Genomic DNA, 21143 nt, shown 5'->3' with positions numbered 1-21143 from the left:
CAAATGCTTCCCTAGGTTAAATTGTCACCGAATAGCATGGGTTTGAAGCCCTTACTCAGGTCGGCAGATTGTGATAAGAGCGGAGTTTAAATCTCCGTTCTTATCACTTCGCACTCAACTGTCAACTGTCAACTGTCAACTGTTTAACAATGCTGTTACCCGATCGAGTTTGAGTGACAATCATTCTCTCTCGCGCCAGTTCAGTTAAACTTAAATTACTAGCGCGGGTAAAGTTTCATCAATTCTCTCACCTGTTCGGCGTGATAGGAACTGCGAGTTAAGGGAGAAGCGACAACTTGCAAGAATCCCAAAGATTCGCCAAACTTTCTCCAAGCATCAAACTGTTCCGGCGGCACAAAATTTTCAACGTTCAAGTGCTTTTGAGTCGGTTGCAGGTACTGTCCCAGGGTCAAAATATCGCAGCCAACAGCCCGCAAGTCTTGCATCGCCTCGCGAATTTCGGCATCTGTTTCTCCCAGTCCCACCATAATCCCGGATTTGGTATAAACGCCCGGTGCGAGTTGGCGGCTGCGCTGTAAGAGTTCCAGGGTGCGATCGTACTTTCCTTGCGGCCGCACCTTGCGGTAAAGTCGCTTTACGGTTTCGGTATTGTGGTTGAGTACCTCGGGCCGGGCTGCGAGAATAATTTCTAAAGCTTGCCAGTTGCCGCACAAGTCGGGAATCAAAACTTCTATAGTTGTATCGGGCATTGTCGATCGTACAGCTTGAATGCACTCGACAAACTGAGACGCGCCCCCATCCGGCAAATCGTCGCGGTTAACAGAAGTAATCACAACGTGATTGAGTTTGAGTCGCTGCACCGCCTGCGCCAATCTTTGGGGTTCCGTCGGATCTAAAGCTTGGGGCTTTTTCTCAAAATCGATATCGCAGTAAGGACAGGCGCGGGTACAAGCCGGCCCCATAATCAAAAATGTAGCAGTACCTGCGTTGAAGCATTCGCCGATGTTCGGACACGACGCCTCCTCGCAAACCGTATTCAGGGATAAATCCCGCAAAATTTCTTTGACGTTGCCGACGCGCTCCCATTGGGGGGCTTTAACTCGCAACCACTGGGGCTTAACTGTCACGCCTGCCTCCGTCTGAGTAGTGTTTTACAAAACATTATACTAGGAGGTGGCTAAGTTTTGACTTAAAAATGTGATATCATAAAAATCTATTGACTAATTTCGGGATGTAGCGCAGCTTGGTAGCGCACCTCGTTCGGGACGAGGGGGTCGCAGGTTCAAATCCTGTCATCCCGATTGTTAAAGTAAATCGGATATTCCGCAGCAATTTCGAGGCAGAGCCTCTGGATATTCATTACCAGGCTCTGCCTGGTAACGAGAAATAAGCGCAACTGCGAACGAGTTTTTTAAACGCTCAAATTGCGCCGCAAAAAGCTTTCTAGGGATTCCATTCTCATGCCGTAAATAGATTCTAAGTGCTGGACTTCTTCGGGAGTGCAGAAAAACTCGTTAGCCAGCAATACCCGCAAAGTTCCCAAGCCTTTTTGAGCTTGAGGGTTCAATAAACCCACGGCATTTCGCAATCCGTCAAAGACAACCATTGGCGGGTTAATTACGATCGGTTCGCGCTTGAATAAGCGGCCAAAAATGCGGGCAATGTCGTCTCTGGTCAGCACATCGGGGCCGCCGACTGATAAAATTTGGTTGCGCGCGCCTTCTACTGTTGGCGAGTCTGCTGCAATATGAGCCAAGTCGTCGGTACTGACAACAGAGGTGCGGTTTTTGCCGTCGCCAATCAGCAGGTAAAGTCCGGTTTCTCGAAATCTTTCTGCTAGGGGCAGCAAACTCGAAGCGAAACCGGCTGGCCGCAAAATGGTATAATTTAATCCGCTGTTTTGCAGGTATTTTTCGACTTCTCGCTTGGCTTTGAATACTGCTGAATCTTCGTATCCGCGATCGACTCCCAGTACAGAAAGAAATACAAAGTGCTCAACTCCGGCTTCTTTGGCGCAGTCGATCAGTTCTATGTTGGCGCGGTAGTGTACTGCTTGAACGTCGCCGCCGGTGCCGTGGGTGCTGATGATGTACTGCACTCCTTGGCAAGTTTTTTTGATATCTTTGTCTTGTTTCAAGTCGCCGATAAAAATTTCGGCGCCTCGGTTTTCTAGTTCTGAATAGCGAGAAGCGAGGCGAACAAATGCGCGGACAGGTTTGTCTTGCTGTCTGATTTCTCGTACTATTCGGCGGCCTAGTGGGCCTGTTGCTCCAGTTACTAAGAACATGATTTTTGGGTGTTGGTTGTTATAGAAGAAGGAAGAAGAAAGAAGCTAGGGTTTTAGAAACCCGGTTTCTTAAATTTCTCGTTGCTTAACCTAAGATTTATGTTAGAAACCGGGTTTCTTTTGCCAAGCATCACCTAGGGTTTTAGAAACCCGGTTTCTTGAATTTCTCGTTGCTCAACCTAAGATTTATGGTAGAAACCGGGTTTCTTTTGCCTTAGTCCTATTTATAACTGATAAATCAAATTTCGACAATTACGGGGGCGTGGTCGCTGGGTTTAACTAATTTTCTGGGAGCCATGTCTATTGTACAGTTTTTTGCTTGTTCGTACAAGGGCAAACTGAGATAATGGTGGTCGATTCTCCAGCCGTTGTTGCGGGGAAATGCGGCGGCGCGGTAGTCCCACCAGCTATAATGTCCGCCTTCTGATGTGAATTTGCGAAAGGGGTCGTTTAATCCTAATTCGGTGATTTCTGTTAATGCTTGGCGTTCGGGTATTGATAGGCCAACGGAGTTTGCAGCAGCTTTGGGATTGTATATATCTCGATCGTCCGGTACGATGTTGAAGTCGCCACAAATGCACAGGTTGGGCGATTTGTCTAGTGCTATTTTCAGGTATTCTTGCAGCAGTTTGAGCCAATGCAGTTTGTATTGATACTTCTCGGAACCAACCTCGGAACCGTTGGGAACGTATACGGAAATGATGCAAATATCGTCTATAACCCCGGCTATGAGGCGCTTTTGTTCGTCGAAGCTGCCGACGGTTGCGTCGCCGAGAATGGGGGCAAATCCGGCGCTGACTTGTGACAGGGGCGATCGGCTAAAAATAGCGACGCCGTTGTAGGATTTTTGACCGGAGATGTAGCAGTTGTAGCCGATGTCGAGGAAGGGTTGCAGGGGAAAGTCTTTGTCTGTAACTTTGGTTTCTTGCAAGCAGAGAACGTCGATTTGGTTGGTTTGCAACCAGTTAGTAATGTGTTCTATGCGGATGCGAATTGAGTTGACGTTCCAGGTGGCAATTTTCATTATAGTAAGTAATAGATTAGTCGATTTTAGATTTTAGATTTACTCTGCATCGGAGTGCGATCGGGATGCTCGTGAGCGATGGTCGCCAGTGGGACGCTCTATAGTATAGTACAGTTTGAGGCTGGTGAGTTCGGATGTGCGATCGGCGAAGCTATCCCGAGCGTGAATCGCACGTAAGCGCATTGAGGCAGATTTGGCTGATAGCATGGCGCAAGCTGAGGGATATGGGGTCTTCCTAGAAATTGAACTTCACACCCTGTGATACAATAAATTTAAGCAAGAAATTGTTTTCTTATTAAGTTTTTATTTTTTTAGTTATGACAACAATTACAATTCAAGTTGATGAAGATATTAAGAAGGCGTTTGAAGGGGCTACTCCTGAGACTCAGAAACAGTTAAGCTCGATCATTCAATTGTTTTTGAGAGAAAATTTACACAGCAAAACTTTAACAGAGGTAATGGCAGAAATTTCTGATAAAGCACAACAGCGCGGCTTGACACCAGAAATATTACAGGAGATTTTAGCCGATAATGACGAATAGATTTGCGATCGATACTAATGTTTTAATCAGTGCTTTGCTTTTTAAAACCTCAGTACCATTTCGGGCGATCGAATTGGCAGAAAAACAAGGAATAATTTTATATTCTGAAGCGACTTTAAAAGAATTAGAGCAAGTTCTGAATCGTCAAAAGTTTAACAAGTATCTTTCTTTAGAGGACAGAAAGGTATTTTTGCTGAAATTTATCAGTTCTTCTCAGTTAGTCTCTATTACCGAAAAAATCGCAGTGTGTCGAGATGAAAAAGATAATAAGTTTTTAGAGTTGGCTGTTAGTGGTAATGCCAATATAATTGTTACGGGGGATATGGATTTGTTGATATTAAATCCTTTTAGGACAGTAGAAATTATTACTCCCGATATGTTTATTGATAGATTTAGTTAATCGCCAACTCAGTCAGTTATTAATGCTGGTTTTTCAGATACTCAATCAATACAGGCTGGAGTGTGAAAAGTGTTTTCTGACCTTGTTTCACTTTTTCAATTAATAAACGCCGTCCCAAGGATTGCACAGCTTGTAATAATGCTGATGGGGATAATTCGAGATGGGCTGAAATTTTTGATATTTCAACTGGTGCAGCTTCACTAGCTAACGAGGATATCACTTGTTTTTCTGGTTCGGTTAGCCGATCGCACTGCTGCTCCAATAGTGATTCTAAGTCACCTAAGAATAGGGTATCATAGGATAAGAATTCGGAAACGCTGCCGCCGAATAAGTCTTGAATCAATGTGGCAATTATATTTAACCATAAGGGATTGCCTCGGTAAAGGTCGATTAGTTCTGACCATTTCTCCGGTTCTGCTAAACCTTTTTCTCTGAATATTTCTTGTGCTTCCGTGCCTAAACCGTTGAGTTGCAGCGATTTGCAGGGGCGGTTTTCGCCTTCTAAGGCGGCTATTTCTCTGGGTTTTTCCCAACTCAGTAGGATTAGGCAACTGTTGTGGGATGATTCTGCTATTTGTTTGAAGAATGTGCCGTAATTTTCATAGCCTGGTTGGTAGTGGCCTGCGAGTTGTTGGCTGCTGAAGATGGTTTGGATATCATCGAGTACGATCAGACAGCGGTGCGATCGCAGATATTCTAGTAGGGGCAATCCCCCCGTGGTTGCCCTTTCTTCGGGGGAGGGGGCGGGCACGGGGGCACCGCCCCTACAGAATTGAATTAAGTCGGTTTGGAGTGATGCCAGGGGTGGGGAGTTGCGGAAACTGCGGTAAATAATGCGATCGAATTCGTGTTGAATTTGTGGGATTAGTTGGAGTGTCAGCGCGGTTTTGCCAATACCTGATAAGCCGAGGATGGTGACGAGACGGGTGCGGCTTGAAATCCAGTTTTCGAGGGTGGAGAGTTCGGATGTGCGGTTATAGAATAGGTTGGGTTCTGGTGCGTCGGATAAGTCTAAATGTATTTTAGGTTCGGAATTGCTAGTTTTTTCATGAAATTTATCCTTGTCTTGCGGTGCAGGTTGTGAGACTTTGGGAGAGTAAAAAGTATCTGCGGAGATGTTACGAATATGAATACAGCCATTCCCGACGAGTGAGACATTGGAAACTTGTAAATTTTCCAGCTTTGCTCTAAAATTTGCTTTAGATACTTGTTCCTCGCCTAATGCAACTGATAGAAGTTTCCATAATTTGAAACCAACTTCTTTAACATATTTCTCTGAGCGGTGGTGTTCCTGTGCAATTTCTTTATATTTTTGATTGTCCCAAGCGCCGCGCAGTATAGCTTTTTGCAGACTATCTAAGTGTTTTCCCGTAGTAGTTAAAGCTAGATTGTCAGTAAACTTTAAGGCTTCTTCAATATCCATTAGTCACGCAGATGCAAGGGTTCGACTTGATTATAGCGTAACTAAATATGACTTTTTCAAACTTGACCAGCTAAATATGACTTTTTATGACTTAGTTGGGAGGGGAAAAAACTACTAAACATGGCTTTATATGGCTTGAAAAACTTTGGCATTTAGGAAATAATTTATAAATAGACACCATAAAGATAATAAAGCTGATGCACCGCTTAAAAATGGGTTTGTTGTTTGTTACTGTTGTATCGAGTTTTTCTTTCGGTTCAATCGCACGAGCGGGAGAGCGATGGCCTGTTCCAGAAAATCGTGGTAGCTGTCTGGTAAATCAAGTTTGCGATACATATAATAAGAATCAGGACTATCAAAAACCTTCTAATGCTTGGGGAATAGCTGGGTTTTATGTAAATCTAACAAGTCCAGACTCTTCTGCTATTATCAGATGGAGCGCGAGGCTATGCGATGGTAAGGAGATTACTGGGTCAAAAGATATTTCCACCAGTTCTACAGGTCAAAACTATATTGACTTTCCTAACAGGTCTTTCTTTGCACAAGGGGTTTGCTCTTTTAGGTTTAATGTACTGGACGCAAAGAGATATCGGGATGGGGGGAATCAAGTTGATTTCTTGATGAACTACGATGTAGATTACTAACTAAGAGAAGTGGGAAATAGAGTCTTAAAAACTCCTCTCCCTATTTTCTAAAAAAGGGCGATCGCCCTTACATCCCAATTTGTCAAAAAGTGCGATCGCCTTTACTCAAGCAAAGTTAAAATAGTTGTAGCCTCAGCCAATAGTTTACACTTGACTTTATTGTTTTCGCCCTCAATCAGACAATGAGCTGGATTATCCTCCAAGGGGTCATGCCGGATAATGAAGCCTAAAGAACGGGCAGATCCTGCTACCAAAACACCCACTTTAGTAGTGTCAGGATTTCTCGCACGAGCTAAAATTTCTTGGGGAGTTGTTAGCCTCGCTAACTCAACTGAGATACTGTTATCAGGTTTTCCTCTAACCTGGAAAGCAACTGATTTTACAGTACCATCCTCATAGAGATGTACATTAGGAATTCGACGATAAAGAATATCATTGTCTGCAATTTCTTCTAGCATTATCTCATCCTGACTTATGCAATCAATAGCTGAGACACCACATTCAGGACTTCAGATAATGACACCTCGTTTTTTTCCTCAAATTTTCTCTCGCTTCCCTCTCCCTTAATTAGTAGATAGCTGAAACTCATATCAGGTTTAATTTCCACTTCTAAATTGCCGTGTGGGCTTCGCCATTCCAGTTGTAGGCTACCATTAGCAATTGGTGCTGCATCATAGGGTAAAATTAGATCGCCAACTAAAGGCGAAAGAGAGTATTTGATATGAATAAGTAACTGACAGGCTTTTACAAATGCAACGGGCGAAATTGCTAATGCACCATAAGAATCCCAGTCAGGTTCTAGTTGGGCAAGTTGCGTCAAACGCTCTAATATTGGATCCAAGGAAACATCAGTTAATGTTGCTTGAGACATGGCTTTTACAAAGAGCGTAGTTTGTATTGTATCATATTTATGCGTGCGGTTTCCCTTGAGAAGGGACGATTTTAGACTGAGGTTTCTTCTTTGACACGGCCCGAATAATATTTTTTCATCGATTCTTGAGAAATAATCCCATGACAAGATGCGTCTCTGGGCAAATCCCCTCTCGCTTCTTGCCTTGGCATTTCACCGCAAATCATTCGTTCCAAAGTTTCATCATCATACTCCAAATAGGCATCTGCAACTTCTTCCAGAAATTCCCCGATTTCTTCAGAAAGTTTCGGGCGCTCGATTCTTTCTACAATTGGTTCCCAGCTAAATTGGCTTTGATACTTCTCTAGTAAATCAGGAATCACCGGGCCGTGAACCCACGCTTGAAAATCCGCATTAAAGAGTGGCGTGCCATAAATTGCTAAATGCCAAGCTTGAGCGTAATACACGAGTTTTTGTAGCTTGTAAGCATTTATTTCTACATCGAATTGCGAGGCTAACCAAATGAAATAATTGGCAATCTCGCGATCGCTCAGTGTTTCCGAATTAGTTGAAACAGCAACAACTTTCAGTTCACCTTTAGCTAGATGTTCCAATAGTTCAGAAACAGACAAGTTGAATTGTTCAGCAATTTGCTCAACTCTTTGCCAGACTGGATAATTTACAGTTACTTGATATTCAGTTTTGATTGAAGGAGCTTGGGTCATGGCTAGGATTTCTTAGCGTTGACTAAAATAATTATAGCAAACTGTTCTACAATACTCGTAATTAAAATTATAGTATGATTTATGCTGAAAAAATAGAAATAGAGTCAGGTCTGAGAGTCAAAGCCCGATCGCCCTTCGTCTCCCATTTTCTGAAAAAGCGCGTGTAGCCAGCCGACAGATTACTGATTGGGTACCAGTACGATGAGGTAAAGTGAGTCGTCGCGAAGTGGGGCTTCATTCAGTTGACAGTTGACAGTTGACAGTTGACAGCGACCTCTACCTGGAAGTCAGAGGATTGGAGTAATGAATCGTCTGATTTTAATTTCTCCCTAAAAAAGAGAGGCTTTAAACCAATTCTTTCTGGTAAGCCATCGCACCAATCGCTGGCTAGCAATACACACCCACAAACTATGAGGTTTTAATCGGAGAGAGGGACTTCTAGACGCAGAAAATCTTGACAGTGAGGGCAGTATACACCTACATGATTTTCTGCGTAAATCCTGATTTTATTTCAGTTCAACATTTACAGTAGCAGACATCCCCGGTGCAATCCGCGATTCATAGCCTTTAATGCTTTCGGCATCAAACACAACTTTCACCGGAATCCGCTGCACTACTTTGGTGAAGTTTCCCGTGGCATTGTCGGGAGGCAATAAGGAGAATTGAGCGCCAGAAGCGGGAGAAAAACTATCGAGACGACCTTCAAATTTGCGGCTACCAAAAGCATCTAATTTGATTTCTACTTTTTGGCCTGGTTTCATGTTTGCCAGTTGCGTTTCTTTGAAGTTAGCAATTACCCATAAATCGTTACTGACGATCGCCATTAACGGAGTTCCCGACTGCACCCGCTGCCCCACTTCAACCGATTTGCGCCCGATTTGTCCGGCGGCGGGTGCGGTGATATTCGTGTAGGAAAGTTGCAGTTGAGCGTCTTTAACCGCAGCTTCCGATTGGGCGATCGCAGCCTTAGCAGCATCATACTGCGATCGACTGACCTTAGTTTGCTCGCCCGTAGCTTGAGCTTGTTGCAATCCGCCCTTCGATGCAGCCAGTTTGGCTTCGGCGGTGCTGATTCCTTCTTGGGCTACAGCGACTTTAGCTTGGGCGCTGGCGATGCCGACTTTGGCTTGCGCGACTTGAGCTTCAGCTTGCTTTACTCCTTCTTGAGCTTGCGCTACTGCTGCGATCGCTGCGGTTACGCCTTCCTTGGCTTGGGCTAACCTGGCTCTAGCTTGGGCAATTCCTTGTTGGGCTGCGGTGGTTTGGCCTTGGGCGACTTCGTAGGCGGCTCTCGCTGCGTCTAATTGCTGGCCGGCGATCGCACCTTCTTGCTGCAAACTTTCGTACCGTTTATAATCTGCTTGCGTTTTCACAAGATTAGCTTGCGCTTGCACTAACTGAGCTTGCGCTGCGGCAATTCCGGCTTCGGCTTCCGTCACTTTAGCTTGAGCTTGGGGAATTCCGGCTTCTGCTTGGGCGACTTTCGCTTGCGCTGCGGGTACGCCGGCTTCAGCTTGAGCGACAGCAGCTTCGGCTGCGGGTACGCCTTGTTGGGCTTCTCTAATTGCTGCTTGGGCGGTGGAAATGCCAGCGTTGGCGGTGCCGATATCTCCTTGGGCTTGGGCTGTTTTACCTTGGCTGGTTTGAGAGGCTAGGGAAATATTCGCTTGGGCTGCTTCGGCTTGGCGGCGGGCGTTTTCTAAGGCTGCTTGGGATTGTTGCAGTTTAACTTGGTAGTCGCGGGGGTCGAGTTTGATCAGCAGTTGGCCCGGTTTTACTTGTTGGTTATCTTCTACTAAGACTTCGCCGACTGTACCGTTGATGCGGCTGCTGACTTGGTGGATGTGTCCGGCTACTGTGGCGTTTTCGGTTTCTTGGTGGATGGAGGCGTATTGCCAATAATTGTAGCCAAAGCTGCCTGCTGCGATCGCCCCGATGCCCAGCGCTGCTAAAATTATCGCTTTCGGGGCTTTTTTCTTCGGCGTTTCCGGCGCCGGCAGGGGTGCTTGGATTTCTGTTTCTGGGCTGGTTTTTAGCTCTGCGGGGGCGCTGATTTCTGTTTCTGGCGCGGGGATTACTGGTAGGCTTTTTGCTATGGTGTTGTCGATCGGCTTTTCTAAGAGGGCTACTGCTTTGCCTTTGCCGTTACCGTTGAATTCTTCTGGGTTGATTTCGTTTGTGCCTTTCATGGTATTTGACTCCTGATACTTTAGTAAGATGTCGTTTGTTTAGGGTACGTAGTTTTTATTTAGTAAGACTGCTTGTTTTAAGAGTGCGTAGTATTTTTGAGTTGTTTTTAATGTAGTTGAGGTAGATGCTGCTGCGCTTCAGTCGAAAGAGCTATTTGTTGGCGGTTTAGGAAAGATTGACGATCGCCCGATCGATCAATTGGGAGAAGAGTTCTCGATCGGCTTTGGAAATGCCAGTCATTGACTTCTCTCGGATCTCCGCCACCAGCGGTGGCAGCACGTCTTGCAGTTCCCTGCCTGCATCCGTTAGCCAAATTCGCCAAATCCGCCGATCGCGCGTGTCTCTCTCGCGGCGGACTAAGCCTCTTTCTTCCATGCGATCGAGTACGCCTGTGAGTGTACCGCCTACCTGTTGCAGTTTGTCGCCAATACTGGAAGTTGGCAACCCGTCTTCTTGCCACAAGCAGCACAGTACCAACCAGTGAAATGGTGTCAGCCCAAATGGTTCGAGTATCTCTTGCAACCTGCGAGTCCCTAGCTGCCCTAGCAGTTTGATGCGGTAGCCCAGGCTGTAGGGGGCGAGAACGTCGTGCCACCTAGCTAGATATTTGCGATCGACTGTGGATATAGTAACCATCGGTTTATTACTTAGCGTTCGTATTATTAGTGTAAGATGTTATTTGGGAGCTGTCAAGGGGCGATCGCGGATTTTCGGTCATCGGATTTGAGATTTGAGATGGAGTCGGCAGCAAGTAAGTCAGTATAATGAGGGCGATCGCCCACGCTCGATCGCAAAAAACAGCTAAATTTTCGTCAAACTTGTTTGGATTTCTTAATTATTCCTAAAATAGGAAGCTCAAAGTTGCGATCGCACTTTATTCTAGTCCCAGGAAATCAGTACACCAAGTTCAATAATACCGACGATAATAATTTGTTCTATTCCTATATAATTTAGTCTCTCAAGGAGTGATTAATGTGATGTGCGAAGAGCAAAGAAAAAAATTAGATCAAATCATTCAGCAATTAAAGAACGCCCAATCCGAGGTGCAAGAAGCCTACGAAACAACAATGATGAGTGATGCCAAATGGGCCGTGTCTAGCCTGTGTGATGATTTAAAAAAAAATGAGTCGATCGATCCGTCTATAAAGAGCCAGCTCATGCCTTATTTTGAAGCAGCTCATTCAGCTATTCTTAGTTCTGAATCAACGCATAAACGAGCCGGAATCTGTGGTGACAAGCTGAATGAAGCAGAGTCTTGCATAATAAAAATACTGAGTAAACTCTGAAGAGAATGATTTAAAATTGGATCAGGCGAGTCCCGGAAAGTCCATCCTGGGGAATCTGTTTACATTTCTTAATTATTAGTAAAATAAGAAGAGTAAAGTTACGATCGCACATCGCACGTTATGCCACTCCAAGGAAATCAGCGCACCAAGTTAGACGACACCGACGACAATCTGTTTTATTCCTATCCCCGGTTTGTGACGCACGTAGACGAGGGATTCATTCAGCAACTAACCGACTTGTATCGGGAACGCCTGAAACCGAATACTCGGATTTTTGATATGATGAGCAGTTGGGTGTCTCACTTGCCCGAGGAAATGGAATTTGCTCATGTCGAAGGACACGGCATGAATGAAGAGGAGTTGGCAAAAAATCCCCGACTGAATCATTATTTCGTGCAGAATTTGAACGCAAATCCTAAATTGCCACTGCCCGATTCAGAGTTTGACGCGGTTGTCAACTGCGTTTCGGTGCAGTATTTGCAAAACCCGGATGCGATTTTTGCCGAGATGCACCGGATTTTGAAGCCGGGGGGCGTCGCAATTATCAGTTTTTCCAACCGGATGTTTTATCAGAAAGCAATTGCGGCTTGGCGGGAAGGTTCGGAGGGCGATCGGGTAAAATTAGTCCAGGGTTACTTTGATTCCGTCAAAGGAGCGAATATACCCGGATTTAGCAAGCCGGAAGTAATTGCTAAACAGTCTAGCTTGCCGAGTTTTATGCAAATGCTGGGGATGGGAGGCGGCGATCCATTTTATGCGGTAGTTGCTTACCGCCAAAGTTAGGATTTTTTTAAATGTTTGTAGTGAGGACTTTAGTCCGCTGATTTTTTTGAGCACTAAAGTCTTTACTACAAACCGAGCTAGAGTTACGCTCTCTCTTAGAATATATTTAACAGTGGCTCCTAAAACATGGACAACCAACTTTTGCAACGCATCACACTCGATCCAAATATCTGTCACGGAAAACCCTGTATTCGCGGTCTCAGATATCCAGTAGAGTTGATTCTTGAATTACTTAGTTCAGGTATGAATGCTAAAGAAATTATAGATGATTATGATGATTTAGAACATGAAGATATTCTAGCTGCTTTGCTATTTGCAGCACGGCTGACTCAAGTGAAAAGCATATATCGAGTATTAGTGTAATGAAGTTTTTGGTAGATGCACAATTACCAGTACGTCTGGCACGCGTTTTGCAATCTGCTGGTTGCGATACTATTCATACTAAGGATTTACCTCGACTCAACGCAACTCCCGATTCAGAAATTAACTTGCTTTCAATGCAAGAAAGCAGAATTGTTATCACCAAAGATCGAGATTTTCTCGATTCATTTCTGATTAGCCAGCAACCTTACAAGCTGTTAATATTGACGACTGGCAACATAAATAACAACCAACTTATAGACTTATTTGTGAATAATTTGCCGCATTTGGTTGAAATGTTTGAGGAACATTCATTGATAGAAATGAATCGCGATACAATTGTAGTTCACCAGTAATAATTAAGTAGGTAAAACCTTGATATGAAACCATATCAGCAAATAGAAATTGACGAATGCGGCGAGCCTTTAGTCCCAATTCCACCAGAAGATTTTGCCTTTGAAATTCCGCACCCTTATCAAAAGTTGGGTGCTCCCTATCACAACAGCAAAGCAGATTCACCTTACTATTTGCGGCAAGGAGTTGTAGATAGTTTAGTAGCAGCTCAAACTCAGCTACAGCAAAATCATCAAAATTGGAAAATTCTGATATTTGATGCTTATCGACCCGTGGAAGTCCAGCAATTTATGGTAGATTATACTTTCAATCAAATTGCCGTAGCTCAAGGCTGCGAATTTCCGGTTTCCGAAGACAAACGCCAAGTAATTATAGAACACGTGTATCAATTTTGGGCTGTGCCGAGCCTCGATCGCGCGACGCCTCCTCCTCACAGTACAGGTGCAGCTTTAGATGTAACTTTAGTCGATGAACATAATCGACCAATTGATATGGGTTCTCCGATTGATGAAATATCAGAACGTTCTTATCCCGATTATTTTGGTAATAGCAAGGACGCGCAACAACAGCAATACCACCTGCACCGGCAAATATTGAAAGATGCGATGATAGCTGCTGGTTTTGAGCAACATCCTAACGAGTGGTGGCATTTTTCTGTGGGCGATCAGATGTGGGCGTGGTTGACAAATAACAAGAATAGTGGTAGTCAAGTTATCGCCCGATACGGCCGCTATTAAACCATTTTAGATTTGAGACGACTGAATGCTCGATCGCTATAAATCATTTGGATTGCAACCGCTAAGATATAGCAGTGGACAGTTGACAGTTGCAGAACGGGAATCAAATCATTGATGCAGAACGGGAATCGACTCTATTCATGAAGTTATTTATGTCTTCACCCATGTGGCGGTTGCTATACTGAAAACCTTCTTGATTCCTGAAACCCCTGCTTTGATTACTTCTTCCTTCTGTCAACTGTCAACTGTCAACTGTCAATTGTCAACTGTCAATTGTCAACCGTCAATTGTCAACTGTCAATTCTTCCTTCTTTTGGGTCAGCTATTGCCAGCGGGGTAGCCGTGCTTTAAAATTAACGAGAGCTAACAAGTGCAGGCAAATCAAGCCAGCACCGCAAACTCTAAAGGATAACTTAGATTTCACCAATGAAAGCACTCATCCTCTCTGGCGGCAAAGGAACACGCTTGCGTCCCCTCACCTATACGGGTGCTAAGCAGTTGGTTCCTGTGGCAAATAAGCCTATACTGTGGTACGGAATTGAAGGCATTGTGGCGGCTGGGATTACGGATATCGGGATTATTATTAGTCCTGAAACAGGTGAAGAGGTGAAGGCGAAAACAGGAGATGGCTCTCGCTTCGGTGCAAAAATTACTTATATCTTACAATCAGAGCCGGCGGGACTCGCTCATGCAGTAAAAATTGCGAGACCATTTTTGGGTGATTCTCCATTTATTATGTATTTAGGAGATAACTTAATTCAGAGTCAGCTAGATCCGTTTTTAGAGAATTTTAATAAGCAAAAACTAGACGCTCTAATTTTGCTGCGCCCAGTTCCCAATCCCAGTGCTTTCGGTGTAGCAAAGGTTGATGAGAATGGGCGAGTTTTACAGTTAGTAGAAAAACCCATAGTTCCGCCGTCTAATTTAGCACTGGTGGGGATTTACTTTTTTGCTCCTACTATTCACGAGGCGATCGATCAAATTCAACCCTCGCCCCGCGGGGAACTCGAAATTACTGATGCTATCCAACAGCTAATCAATCAAGAAAAACACGTAGAAGCCTGCAATTTAGATGGTTGGTGGTTGGATACCGGGAAAAAAGATGATTTGCTGAGTGCAAACCAAATCATTTTAGATAGCTGTATTGTAGCTTCAACTGAATTAAAAGTAGATGCCAAAAGTCAAATTATCGGGCGAGTGCAAGTAGGGGAAGGTAGTGAAATCATTAATTCTACAGTTCGCGGGCCTGTGGTAATTGGGGAAAATTGCCGCATTGAAAATTGCTTTATCGGGCCTTACAGCAGTATTGCCGATCGCGTGACGATGGTTGATGCTGATATCGAACACAGTGTAATATTGCAAGGGGCGAAAATTGTTGGCATTCACCAGCGAATTGTTGACAGCGTGATCGGACAGCGAGCTCAACTCACAAATGCGCCGCCGCGTCCTAAAGCGTTGCGGTTTATGATTGGTGATGACAGTCAAATCGAGTTAGTATAACTTAGGATTTGCACTATTCTCGTAGCGGCAATTTACCCGATGGTGCGCGTTGCTACGTCTACGAGATGGTGCCCCTCGGCGCACCATAAATTTAAAGGAGGCGGAAGATTGCAGTACGAAGAAATACCGACTCAACAAATTATAGATAAACTGCGGCAAACTTTGGAGCCGCGAATTGGTATTGCTGAGTTGTCGCTGTCGGAAAGACCAAATAGTGCGATCGCCCAAAATGAAGATGACGAAGACATTGCGCTTCTCAAAGCGGGCTTTGACATTTATAACATTCCAATTACATCTTACCAAAGGCGGCTCGGTTCCGCAGTCATCGCCGTCAGAAAAATTGTCCGAAAATTGCTCAAGCCCGTACTAGACAGACAAGTAATTTACAATTTCGCCAATACCCGCGTCGTGCAAACCTTGAGCACACAGTTGCAAAAATTGCAAGAAAATCAACAAACTCTAGAGAAAAAACTTACATCGGAATTCAGCAGCGGGTTTCCCGAAGTGACAGCGCAGCTTGAGAGTCAACAACAGGCGATCGCAAATTTTCAGTCTGAAGTAGAGCAAATCAAAGCAGTACAGCAGCAACATACTGCTATTTTAGAGGAGATTAGCGCTCAATTGGGCGATCGACAACCATAAAGCATCAAAGATGACTACACTTCCTATATGCTCATTTATTATAGTTAACTATAATGGTCTGCGCCACACCAAAGACTGCTTGAAATCCCTACAAAAACTTGCGTATCCAGAATCACAACTCGATTTAATCGTAATTGATAATTGTTCTCAAGACGATTCGGTTCATGCTTTGCGCGAACTGTTTCCAAAAGTTCGGATCTTTGTGAATACCGCCAACAACTTTGCCAAAGCCCTCAACCTCGGCATCAGCGAAGCAAAAGGGCAATACATCGGCTTTCTCAATAATGATGCAACCCTTGACAGTCACTGGCTGGAAATATTAGTTAAACGCCTAGAAACTGACAATAAAGTTGGTGCAGCTAGTGGCAAATTGCTGTTTAAAGACGGGCGAATCAACAGCGCGGGCATTCAGCAATTACCTAATTTTTATTGGCAAGATGTCGGTTTTGGCGAGAAAGATGCGGGACAGTATAATACAGAAAGGGAAGTAGAAGGGCTTTGTTGGGCGGCGGTGCTTTTCCGCAGGGAATGTCTGGAAGATGTCGGGCCGATCGATGAAGATTTTGTGATGTATTTTGAAGATGTAGAGTTTTCCAAACGCTGCCAAAAACGCGGTTGGAAAATGCTTTATACTCCCGCAGCTATCGCCCATCACGAGTATCGAGGTTCGAGTAAAGGTAGCAAACTCACCGAGTATTTCTGCAACCGCAATCGGTTTTTGTATTTGGCGAAACACGAACCTCTGCAATTAGTGAAATCGATTCATACTTCGGATTTTTTTAGTAACAAGCAGTACGATTTGCTGTTCGAGAGTTTGTTTTTCGCGATTAAAAAACTGCTAGATTATCAGAAACCGGAAATCGTCGCAGCGGTACTGCCGCAGTTGACGGAAAAGTTGGCGGTGATTTACAGTAGAATGAAGGTCGATCGCATTTTACCTCGATTGGAGGTGGTTAGGGGCGATCGCAAAATGTCGATCGCAATTTACGATCACGGACTGCATTTTATCGGCGGCGGGCAAAAATACGTCGCTACCATCGCCTCGCTGCTGCAAAATGAATTTGACATTACTTTTATCGCCAACAAACCCGTGGCTGTTTCCGACTTAGAGTCGTGGTACGGACTCAACCTTTCAGAATGCAAAATCAAGATTATTCCGTTGCAGTTTTACGAGAAACGTGGAATGCAGTGCATCGATTCCAGTATCATCGCTGAGGATATGGAAAATCCCTTTGATGAAATTGCCAGAGAAAGCAAAAATTACGATATTTTTGTCAACGCCAACCAACTCGAAAAAGTCAAACCGCTGTCGCCGATATCAGTATTTTTCTGCCACTTCCCGAATACTTTTCGCAACCGTCATTTTGCTGTGGATGATTACACTTTTATTATTGCCAACAGTCAATTTACTGTCAAGTGGTTGGAGAAACGTTGGAATTTGCAACCCACTTTTATGCTGTATCCGCCCGTGGAAATGGCTACAGCTAAAGTGTCGAAGGAAAAGATAATTTTAGCTGTGGGACAGTTTGAAGCTGGAGGAACAAAAAAGCAAATTGAACTCATCCAAGCTTTCCGCAGTTTGCTAGCAGATTATCCAGATGAACTTCAAGGATGGCGGCTGATTTTAGCGGGTAGCAGTGTTCCGAAAAATCCTTATTTAAAGACGGTTCAGAATTTGTTGAAGCAGGATTCAAGGGCGATCGAACTTAAAGTCAATGGTTCCTTAGATGAGGTAAAATCGCTTTATGCTAAATCGAGTATATTTTGGCATGGCTGCGGTTTGGGCGAAGTCAATCCCCAAAGGTTTGAGCATTTTGGGATGGCGACTGTTGAAGCAATGCAAAACTGTTGTGCTCCGATCGCGTTTTGTGGCGGTGGACAACCGGAAATTGTCGAACACGGGCGATCGGGCTTTTTGTTCAATACGGTTGAGGAACTTTGCCGCTATTCACATCAACTAATTGCTCATCCCGATTTGTTAGCAGAACTTCAAGCTGGTGCACAGCAACGCAGTCAGAACTTTAGACTCGCACCTTTTGAACACAAAGTCAAGAGTTTTTTTGAGATTATTCACCAGGAATATGCTACAATTCGGCTGCCAAATCCAGGCGAGATTGCTCAAATACTCGATCGACCTTAAGCATACAGATATAGCTGTGGGTAAGGACGTGGCAGTGTCTGTTAGTGTTAAGTTAAGCCTCGATCCCCCCTAGCCCCCCTTAAAAAGGGGGGGACAAGAGTATTCTCAAAGTCCTGCTTCTTAAAAAGGGACAAAAGTATTCTCAAAGTCCCCCTTCTTAAGGGGGATTTAGGGGGATCTGGACTCAGATGCGAACGATAAATACAAAAGTTTTTGATCGTAAGTTGACACCAATGGGCGAAGCGTAGCGGAGGGAGTGCCATTTCCCCACAGATATCGCCGAAAATCGACTTGATTTGATATCAAATATCGACTAATCACAAGTTTATTTTTACTCAAAACGTGTCCAATAAACTGTTAATAAATTTATCCTTTCTAACTCCCGAACCCACGGGAATCGGAACTTATGCAGCTAATCTTTTCCCGCAACTGCAACACCTAGAACCAACATTACTCACTTCCCAGCAAATTGAGAATTATAGTTGCTATCAAATCCCCGATAACATCACACCGGATCGAGGGCCGAAAGGACAAATTAACAGACTGCTGTGGACTCAATTTAAATTGCCTAAAATTTACGATAAATTGGATTCAAACCTAATATTTTCGCCAATTCCTGAAGCACCTTTATACTATAAATGTCGCTACATAGTTACAGTTCACGATTTAATTCCTTTGCGATTCCCCCAAAAATTATCTCGGCTGACAGCTTATTTCCGCTACTACATACCCCAGGTTTTGCGACAAGCCGAACATATTATTTGCGATTCTCAAGCAACGGCGACAGATGTTGCTAACTTTTACCAAATTCCGCGTCAGAAAATGACCGCAATTCCCCTAGCTTGTGATAATATTAATTTTCGATGTCTCGACTTGCCCGCTAAAAACTATTTTCTTTATACCGGCAGACACGATGCTTATAAAAACTTAGAAAGATTAATTGCTGCATTTGCCAGTTTAGCCGATCGCACAAATTACGAATTGTGGCTAGCCGGGCCTCCCAACGCCTACACGCCGCAGTCGATCGCACAAGTGGAACAATTGGGCTTACAATCTTTAGTAAAGTTTCTCGGTTACGTTCCCTACTCGCAATTGCCCGTACTGATGAATCAGGCGATCGCCCTGGTGTTTCCCACACTCTGGGAAGGATTCGGCTTGCCGATTTTAGAAGCAATGGCCTGCGGTACACCAGTCATCACTTCCAACTTGTCATCGATGCCAGAAGTAGCCGGAGATGCGGCATTATTAGTCAATCCCTACAGCGTCGGAGAAATAGCCGCAGCCATGCAAACAGTAGCCACAGATTCAAAAGTGCGATCGCACTTAAAAAAATCTAGCTTAGCGCGATCGGCCGAATTTAGCTGGCACAAAACCGGACAAGCAACCGCCAACATCTTACAACAATATCTTTAAATCCTCCTTCTCTTCCTCTCTGCGCCCTCTGCGCCCTCTGCGGTTAATCAAAAAAAATCCCAACCAAAAACCGCAATCCTCCGCCCTCTGCGCCCTCTGCGGTTAATCAAAAAAAATCCCAACCAAAAACCGCAATCCTCATAAATCTTACAACAATATCTCTCAATCCTGCCTCTCTCTATTTTCTCTCTCTGCGCCCTCTGCGCCCTCTGCGGTTAATCAAAAAAAAATCCCAATCAAAAAACCGCAATCCTCATCTGATTATATGCCAAACCCCGAATCCAACCTACTAATTAATCTCTCCTTCCTAATTTCCGAACCAACCGGATTAGCCATCTATGCTAAAAACCTATTTCCCCACCTAAAAACCCTCAATCCAACCTTACTAACAGCCCAAAAATTTCCCAATAATAACTGCTACGAAATCCCAGCGAACCTCACACCAGAACAAGGAAGCAGAGGACACATCAACCGATTGCTGTGGACACAAACCCAAATTCCCAAAATTTACAAACAGCTAAAATCTAACCTGTTATTTTCGCCAATTCCCGAAGCTCCTCTATTTAGCGGTTGTCGGTATATAATTACAGTACATGACCTAATAGCCCTACGATTTCCCCGCCGCTTCGATCCTTTGGCAGTTTATCACCGCTACTACATTCCCCAAGTATTGCGGCAAGCTGAACATATCATCTGCGATTCCGAGTCAACCGCCAATGATATTACTAATTTTTGTAAGATTCCAAGTTCTTTAATTACACGAATCTTTCCCGGCTACGATACCAGTTTTTTTAAGTTTCTAGACTTACCAACTAGCAATTATTTCCTGTATATGGGCCGCCACAATCCCCATAAAAACGTCCAGCGAGTTGTAGCAGCGTTTGCGGCTTTACCTAATAATTCCGAGTACGAATTGTGGATAACGGGATCGGAAGATAAACGCTATACGCCGCTGCTGAAGGCCCAGGTTCAAGAATTGGGATTGTCCGATCGCGTAAAATTCCTAAATTACCTCCCCGCGGCTGATTTGCCGAAAGTCATCAACCGGGCGATCGCCCTTGTATTCCCCAGTCTTTGGGAAGGATTCGGTCTGCCGGTGCTCGAAGCAATGGCCTGTGGCACTCCTGTCATCACTTCTAACCTATCTTCGATGCCCGAAGTCGGGGGGGACGCAGCATCGTTAGTCAATCCGTACAGCGTCGCAGAAATAGCCTCTGCTATGCACGAGCTGGCAATAGATACCAAAGCTCGATCGCACTTGCGGGAACTCGGTTTGGCCCGATCAAAACAGTTTAGCTGGGAAAAGACAGGCGTGGAAACTGCTGCTATTCTCGATCGATACAGTTGACAGTTGACAGTTGACAGTTGACAGTTGACAGTTGGAAGAGGAAAGAGGGAAGAGTTGGGGAGCATCTCAGTTTTGTAAAAAGCATTTTTTTTCTTGTAGTGCGAGCGTCCCGCTCGCGTATTGTAAAATACGCCAGCGGGGATGCTCGCACTGTAAATGCAAAACTGAGATGCTCCCAAGAGTTGACAGTTGACAGAAGCAAGACTGAAGAAGAAAGAAGAAAGATTTTTCCAATCTCCCCCTCTCCCCCTCTCCCCCTCTCCTCCATCTCCTCCCTCCGCTTCACCGAGGGACTTAGGCCCTTTTACTTGTTGATACCCAACTGATCGCCCCGCTTGTATTGCTGGTAAGCAGCAAAAAACAGCCCAGCCAGAGTAACAAAGATTAAACCCAGAACAATACCTGAAAGCAGCGGTTCTACCATGAGAGCTCCTTAACGTTAAGATTTAACAATCTATTTTTAATATTACCAGCACTGAGACAGATGAATTTTCCCATTCTTGGGAGTTCTGGGGGTCTGTGATCTTGATATCC

Annotated in this window: 24 protein-coding genes and 1 tRNA gene; 14 read left to right on the top strand and 11 right to left on the bottom strand. The window is 44.5% G+C overall.

The window, feature by feature from the left end:
* Positions 1 to 218 precede the first annotated feature (218 nt).
* The gene (gene lipA / locus JGK36_RS19375) at positions 219 to 1088 is read right to left on the bottom strand and encodes a lipoyl synthase (protein WP_293197393.1); all 870 of its coding nucleotides are present in this window, start codon (positions 1086 to 1088) and stop codon (positions 219 to 221) included.
* Between the two features lie 100 nt (positions 1089 to 1188).
* Between lipA and JGK36_RS19370 the strand changes: the two genes are divergently transcribed.
* A tRNA-Pro gene (locus JGK36_RS19370) sits at positions 1189 to 1262 on the top strand.
* A 110-nt stretch (positions 1263 to 1372) separates the two neighbouring features.
* On the opposite strand, the gene JGK36_RS19365 is transcribed toward JGK36_RS19370, so the two are convergent.
* The 3 genes from JGK36_RS19365 to JGK36_RS19355 all read right to left on the bottom strand — a co-directional run bounded on the left by JGK36_RS19365 (position 1373) and on the right by JGK36_RS19355 (position 3479).
* A complete protein-coding gene (locus JGK36_RS19365) occupies positions 1373 to 2248 on the bottom strand; it encodes an SDR family oxidoreductase (RefSeq protein ID WP_293197391.1) in 876 nt (291 codons plus the stop codon).
* A gap of 238 nt (positions 2249 to 2486) precedes the next feature.
* Complete coding sequence (gene xth, locus JGK36_RS19360; protein ID WP_293182924.1) at positions 2487 to 3272, bottom strand: exodeoxyribonuclease III; 786 nt, start codon at positions 3270 to 3272, stop codon at positions 2487 to 2489.
* A 39-nt stretch (positions 3273 to 3311) separates the two neighbouring features.
* On the bottom strand, positions 3312 to 3479 hold the full coding sequence (locus tag JGK36_RS19355; RefSeq protein WP_293193523.1) for a hypothetical protein: 168 nt from the start codon (positions 3477 to 3479) through the stop codon (positions 3312 to 3314).
* Positions 3480 to 3589: 110 nt separating this feature from the next.
* Between JGK36_RS19355 and JGK36_RS19350 the strand changes: the two genes are divergently transcribed.
* Together JGK36_RS19350 and JGK36_RS19345 are read left to right on the top strand one after the other, a co-directional pair.
* On the top strand, positions 3590 to 3814 hold the full coding sequence (locus tag JGK36_RS19350; RefSeq protein ID WP_293197389.1) for a hypothetical protein: 225 nt from the start codon (positions 3590 to 3592) through the stop codon (positions 3812 to 3814).
* Positions 3804 to 4214 (top strand): putative toxin-antitoxin system toxin component, PIN family, encoded by a 411-nt coding sequence (locus tag JGK36_RS19345; RefSeq protein ID WP_293197387.1) that lies wholly within the window; start codon positions 3804 to 3806, stop codon positions 4212 to 4214. The genes JGK36_RS19350 and JGK36_RS19345 overlap by 11 nt, the downstream gene beginning before the upstream one ends.
* Positions 4215 to 4233: 19 nt before the next feature.
* Here JGK36_RS19345 and JGK36_RS19340 read toward each other — a convergent pair whose 3' ends face one another.
* Positions 4234 to 5637: an NB-ARC domain-containing protein gene (locus JGK36_RS19340; RefSeq protein WP_293197385.1), complete on the bottom strand. Its 1404-nt coding sequence runs from the start codon at positions 5635 to 5637 to the stop codon at positions 4234 to 4236.
* 197 nt (positions 5638 to 5834) lie between these two features.
* On the opposite strand from JGK36_RS19340, the gene JGK36_RS19335 reads away from it, so the two are divergent.
* Complete coding sequence (locus JGK36_RS19335) at positions 5835 to 6281, top strand: hypothetical protein (protein WP_293197383.1); 447 nt, start codon at positions 5835 to 5837, stop codon at positions 6279 to 6281.
* 101 nt (positions 6282 to 6382) lie between these two features.
* Here JGK36_RS19335 and JGK36_RS19330 read toward each other — a convergent pair whose 3' ends face one another.
* From JGK36_RS19330 to JGK36_RS19310, 5 genes are all read right to left on the bottom strand, one after another.
* Positions 6383 to 6739 carry a hypothetical protein gene (locus tag JGK36_RS19330; RefSeq protein WP_293197381.1) on the bottom strand — a complete coding sequence of 119 codons (357 nt, stop codon included), beginning with the start codon at positions 6737 to 6739 and terminating at the stop codon, positions 6383 to 6385.
* Positions 6740 to 6753: 14 nt separating this feature from the next.
* The gene (locus JGK36_RS19325) at positions 6754 to 7152 is read right to left on the bottom strand and encodes a hypothetical protein (RefSeq protein ID WP_293197379.1); all 399 of its coding nucleotides are present in this window, start codon (positions 7150 to 7152) and stop codon (positions 6754 to 6756) included.
* Between the two features lie 71 nt (positions 7153 to 7223).
* Positions 7224 to 7856 carry a Panacea domain-containing protein gene (locus JGK36_RS19320; protein ID WP_293197377.1) on the bottom strand — a complete coding sequence of 211 codons (633 nt, stop codon included), beginning with the start codon at positions 7854 to 7856 and terminating at the stop codon, positions 7224 to 7226.
* Between the two features lie 506 nt (positions 7857 to 8362).
* Entirely contained in the window at positions 8363 to 10045 is a 1683-nt protein-coding gene (locus JGK36_RS19315) for an HlyD family secretion protein (RefSeq protein WP_293182906.1), read from the bottom strand.
* 166 nt (positions 10046 to 10211) lie between these two features.
* A complete protein-coding gene (locus JGK36_RS19310; RefSeq protein ID WP_293197375.1) occupies positions 10212 to 10682 on the bottom strand; it encodes a MarR family transcriptional regulator in 471 nt (156 codons plus the stop codon).
* 341 nt (positions 10683 to 11023) lie between these two features.
* Between JGK36_RS19310 and JGK36_RS19305 the strand changes: the two genes are divergently transcribed.
* The 10 genes from JGK36_RS19305 to JGK36_RS19260 all read left to right on the top strand — a co-directional run bounded on the left by JGK36_RS19305 (position 11024) and on the right by JGK36_RS19260 (position 20609).
* A complete protein-coding gene (locus tag JGK36_RS19305; protein WP_293182902.1) occupies positions 11024 to 11332 on the top strand; it encodes a hypothetical protein in 309 nt (102 codons plus the stop codon).
* A 120-nt stretch (positions 11333 to 11452) separates the two neighbouring features.
* Positions 11453 to 12115: a class I SAM-dependent methyltransferase gene (locus tag JGK36_RS19300; RefSeq protein ID WP_293197373.1), complete on the top strand. Its 663-nt coding sequence runs from the start codon at positions 11453 to 11455 to the stop codon at positions 12113 to 12115.
* A gap of 126 nt (positions 12116 to 12241) precedes the next feature.
* Complete coding sequence (locus JGK36_RS19295; protein WP_293182898.1) at positions 12242 to 12478, top strand: DUF433 domain-containing protein; 237 nt, start codon at positions 12242 to 12244, stop codon at positions 12476 to 12478.
* Positions 12478 to 12831 (top strand): DUF5615 family PIN-like protein, encoded by a 354-nt coding sequence (locus JGK36_RS19290; RefSeq protein WP_293182896.1) that lies wholly within the window; start codon positions 12478 to 12480, stop codon positions 12829 to 12831. The genes JGK36_RS19295 and JGK36_RS19290 overlap by 1 nt, the downstream gene beginning before the upstream one ends.
* A 24-nt stretch (positions 12832 to 12855) precedes the next feature.
* A complete protein-coding gene (locus tag JGK36_RS19285; protein WP_293182894.1) occupies positions 12856 to 13566 on the top strand; it encodes a M15 family metallopeptidase in 711 nt (236 codons plus the stop codon).
* Between the two features lie 426 nt (positions 13567 to 13992).
* Positions 13993 to 15066: a glucose-1-phosphate thymidylyltransferase gene (locus tag JGK36_RS19280; RefSeq protein ID WP_293182892.1), complete on the top strand. Its 1074-nt coding sequence runs from the start codon at positions 13993 to 13995 to the stop codon at positions 15064 to 15066.
* A 108-nt stretch (positions 15067 to 15174) separates the two neighbouring features.
* Positions 15175 to 15708 carry a hypothetical protein gene (locus tag JGK36_RS19275; RefSeq protein ID WP_293182890.1) on the top strand — a complete coding sequence of 178 codons (534 nt, stop codon included), beginning with the start codon at positions 15175 to 15177 and terminating at the stop codon, positions 15706 to 15708.
* Positions 15709 to 15718: 10 nt separating this feature from the next.
* Positions 15719 to 17848, top strand: coding sequence for a glycosyltransferase (locus tag JGK36_RS19270; protein ID WP_293197371.1), 2130 nt, complete (start codon positions 15719 to 15721; stop codon positions 17846 to 17848).
* 342 nt (positions 17849 to 18190) lie between these two features.
* Positions 18191 to 19261, top strand: a complete 1071-nt coding sequence (locus JGK36_RS19265; RefSeq protein WP_293197369.1) for a glycosyltransferase family 1 protein — start codon at positions 18191 to 18193, stop codon at positions 19259 to 19261.
* Positions 19262 to 19526: 265 nt separating this feature from the next.
* Positions 19527 to 20609: a glycosyltransferase family 1 protein gene (locus JGK36_RS19260; protein ID WP_293193274.1), complete on the top strand. Its 1083-nt coding sequence runs from the start codon at positions 19527 to 19529 to the stop codon at positions 20607 to 20609.
* A gap of 304 nt (positions 20610 to 20913) precedes the next feature.
* On the opposite strand, the gene petG is transcribed toward JGK36_RS19260, so the two are convergent.
* Positions 20914 to 21033: a cytochrome b6-f complex subunit V gene (petG, locus tag JGK36_RS19255; RefSeq protein ID WP_006632329.1), complete on the bottom strand. Its 120-nt coding sequence runs from the start codon at positions 21031 to 21033 to the stop codon at positions 20914 to 20916.
* Positions 21034 to 21143: the final 110 nt, after the last annotated feature.

The sequence above is a fragment of the Microcoleus sp. PH2017_35_SFW_U_B genome (assembly GCF_020737865.1).
GTDB lineage: Bacteria > Cyanobacteriota > Cyanobacteriia > Cyanobacteriales > Microcoleaceae > Microcoleus.
The sequence above is the reverse complement of the archived record's forward strand: the minus strand, read 5'-3'. Positions and strand labels throughout refer to the sequence as shown.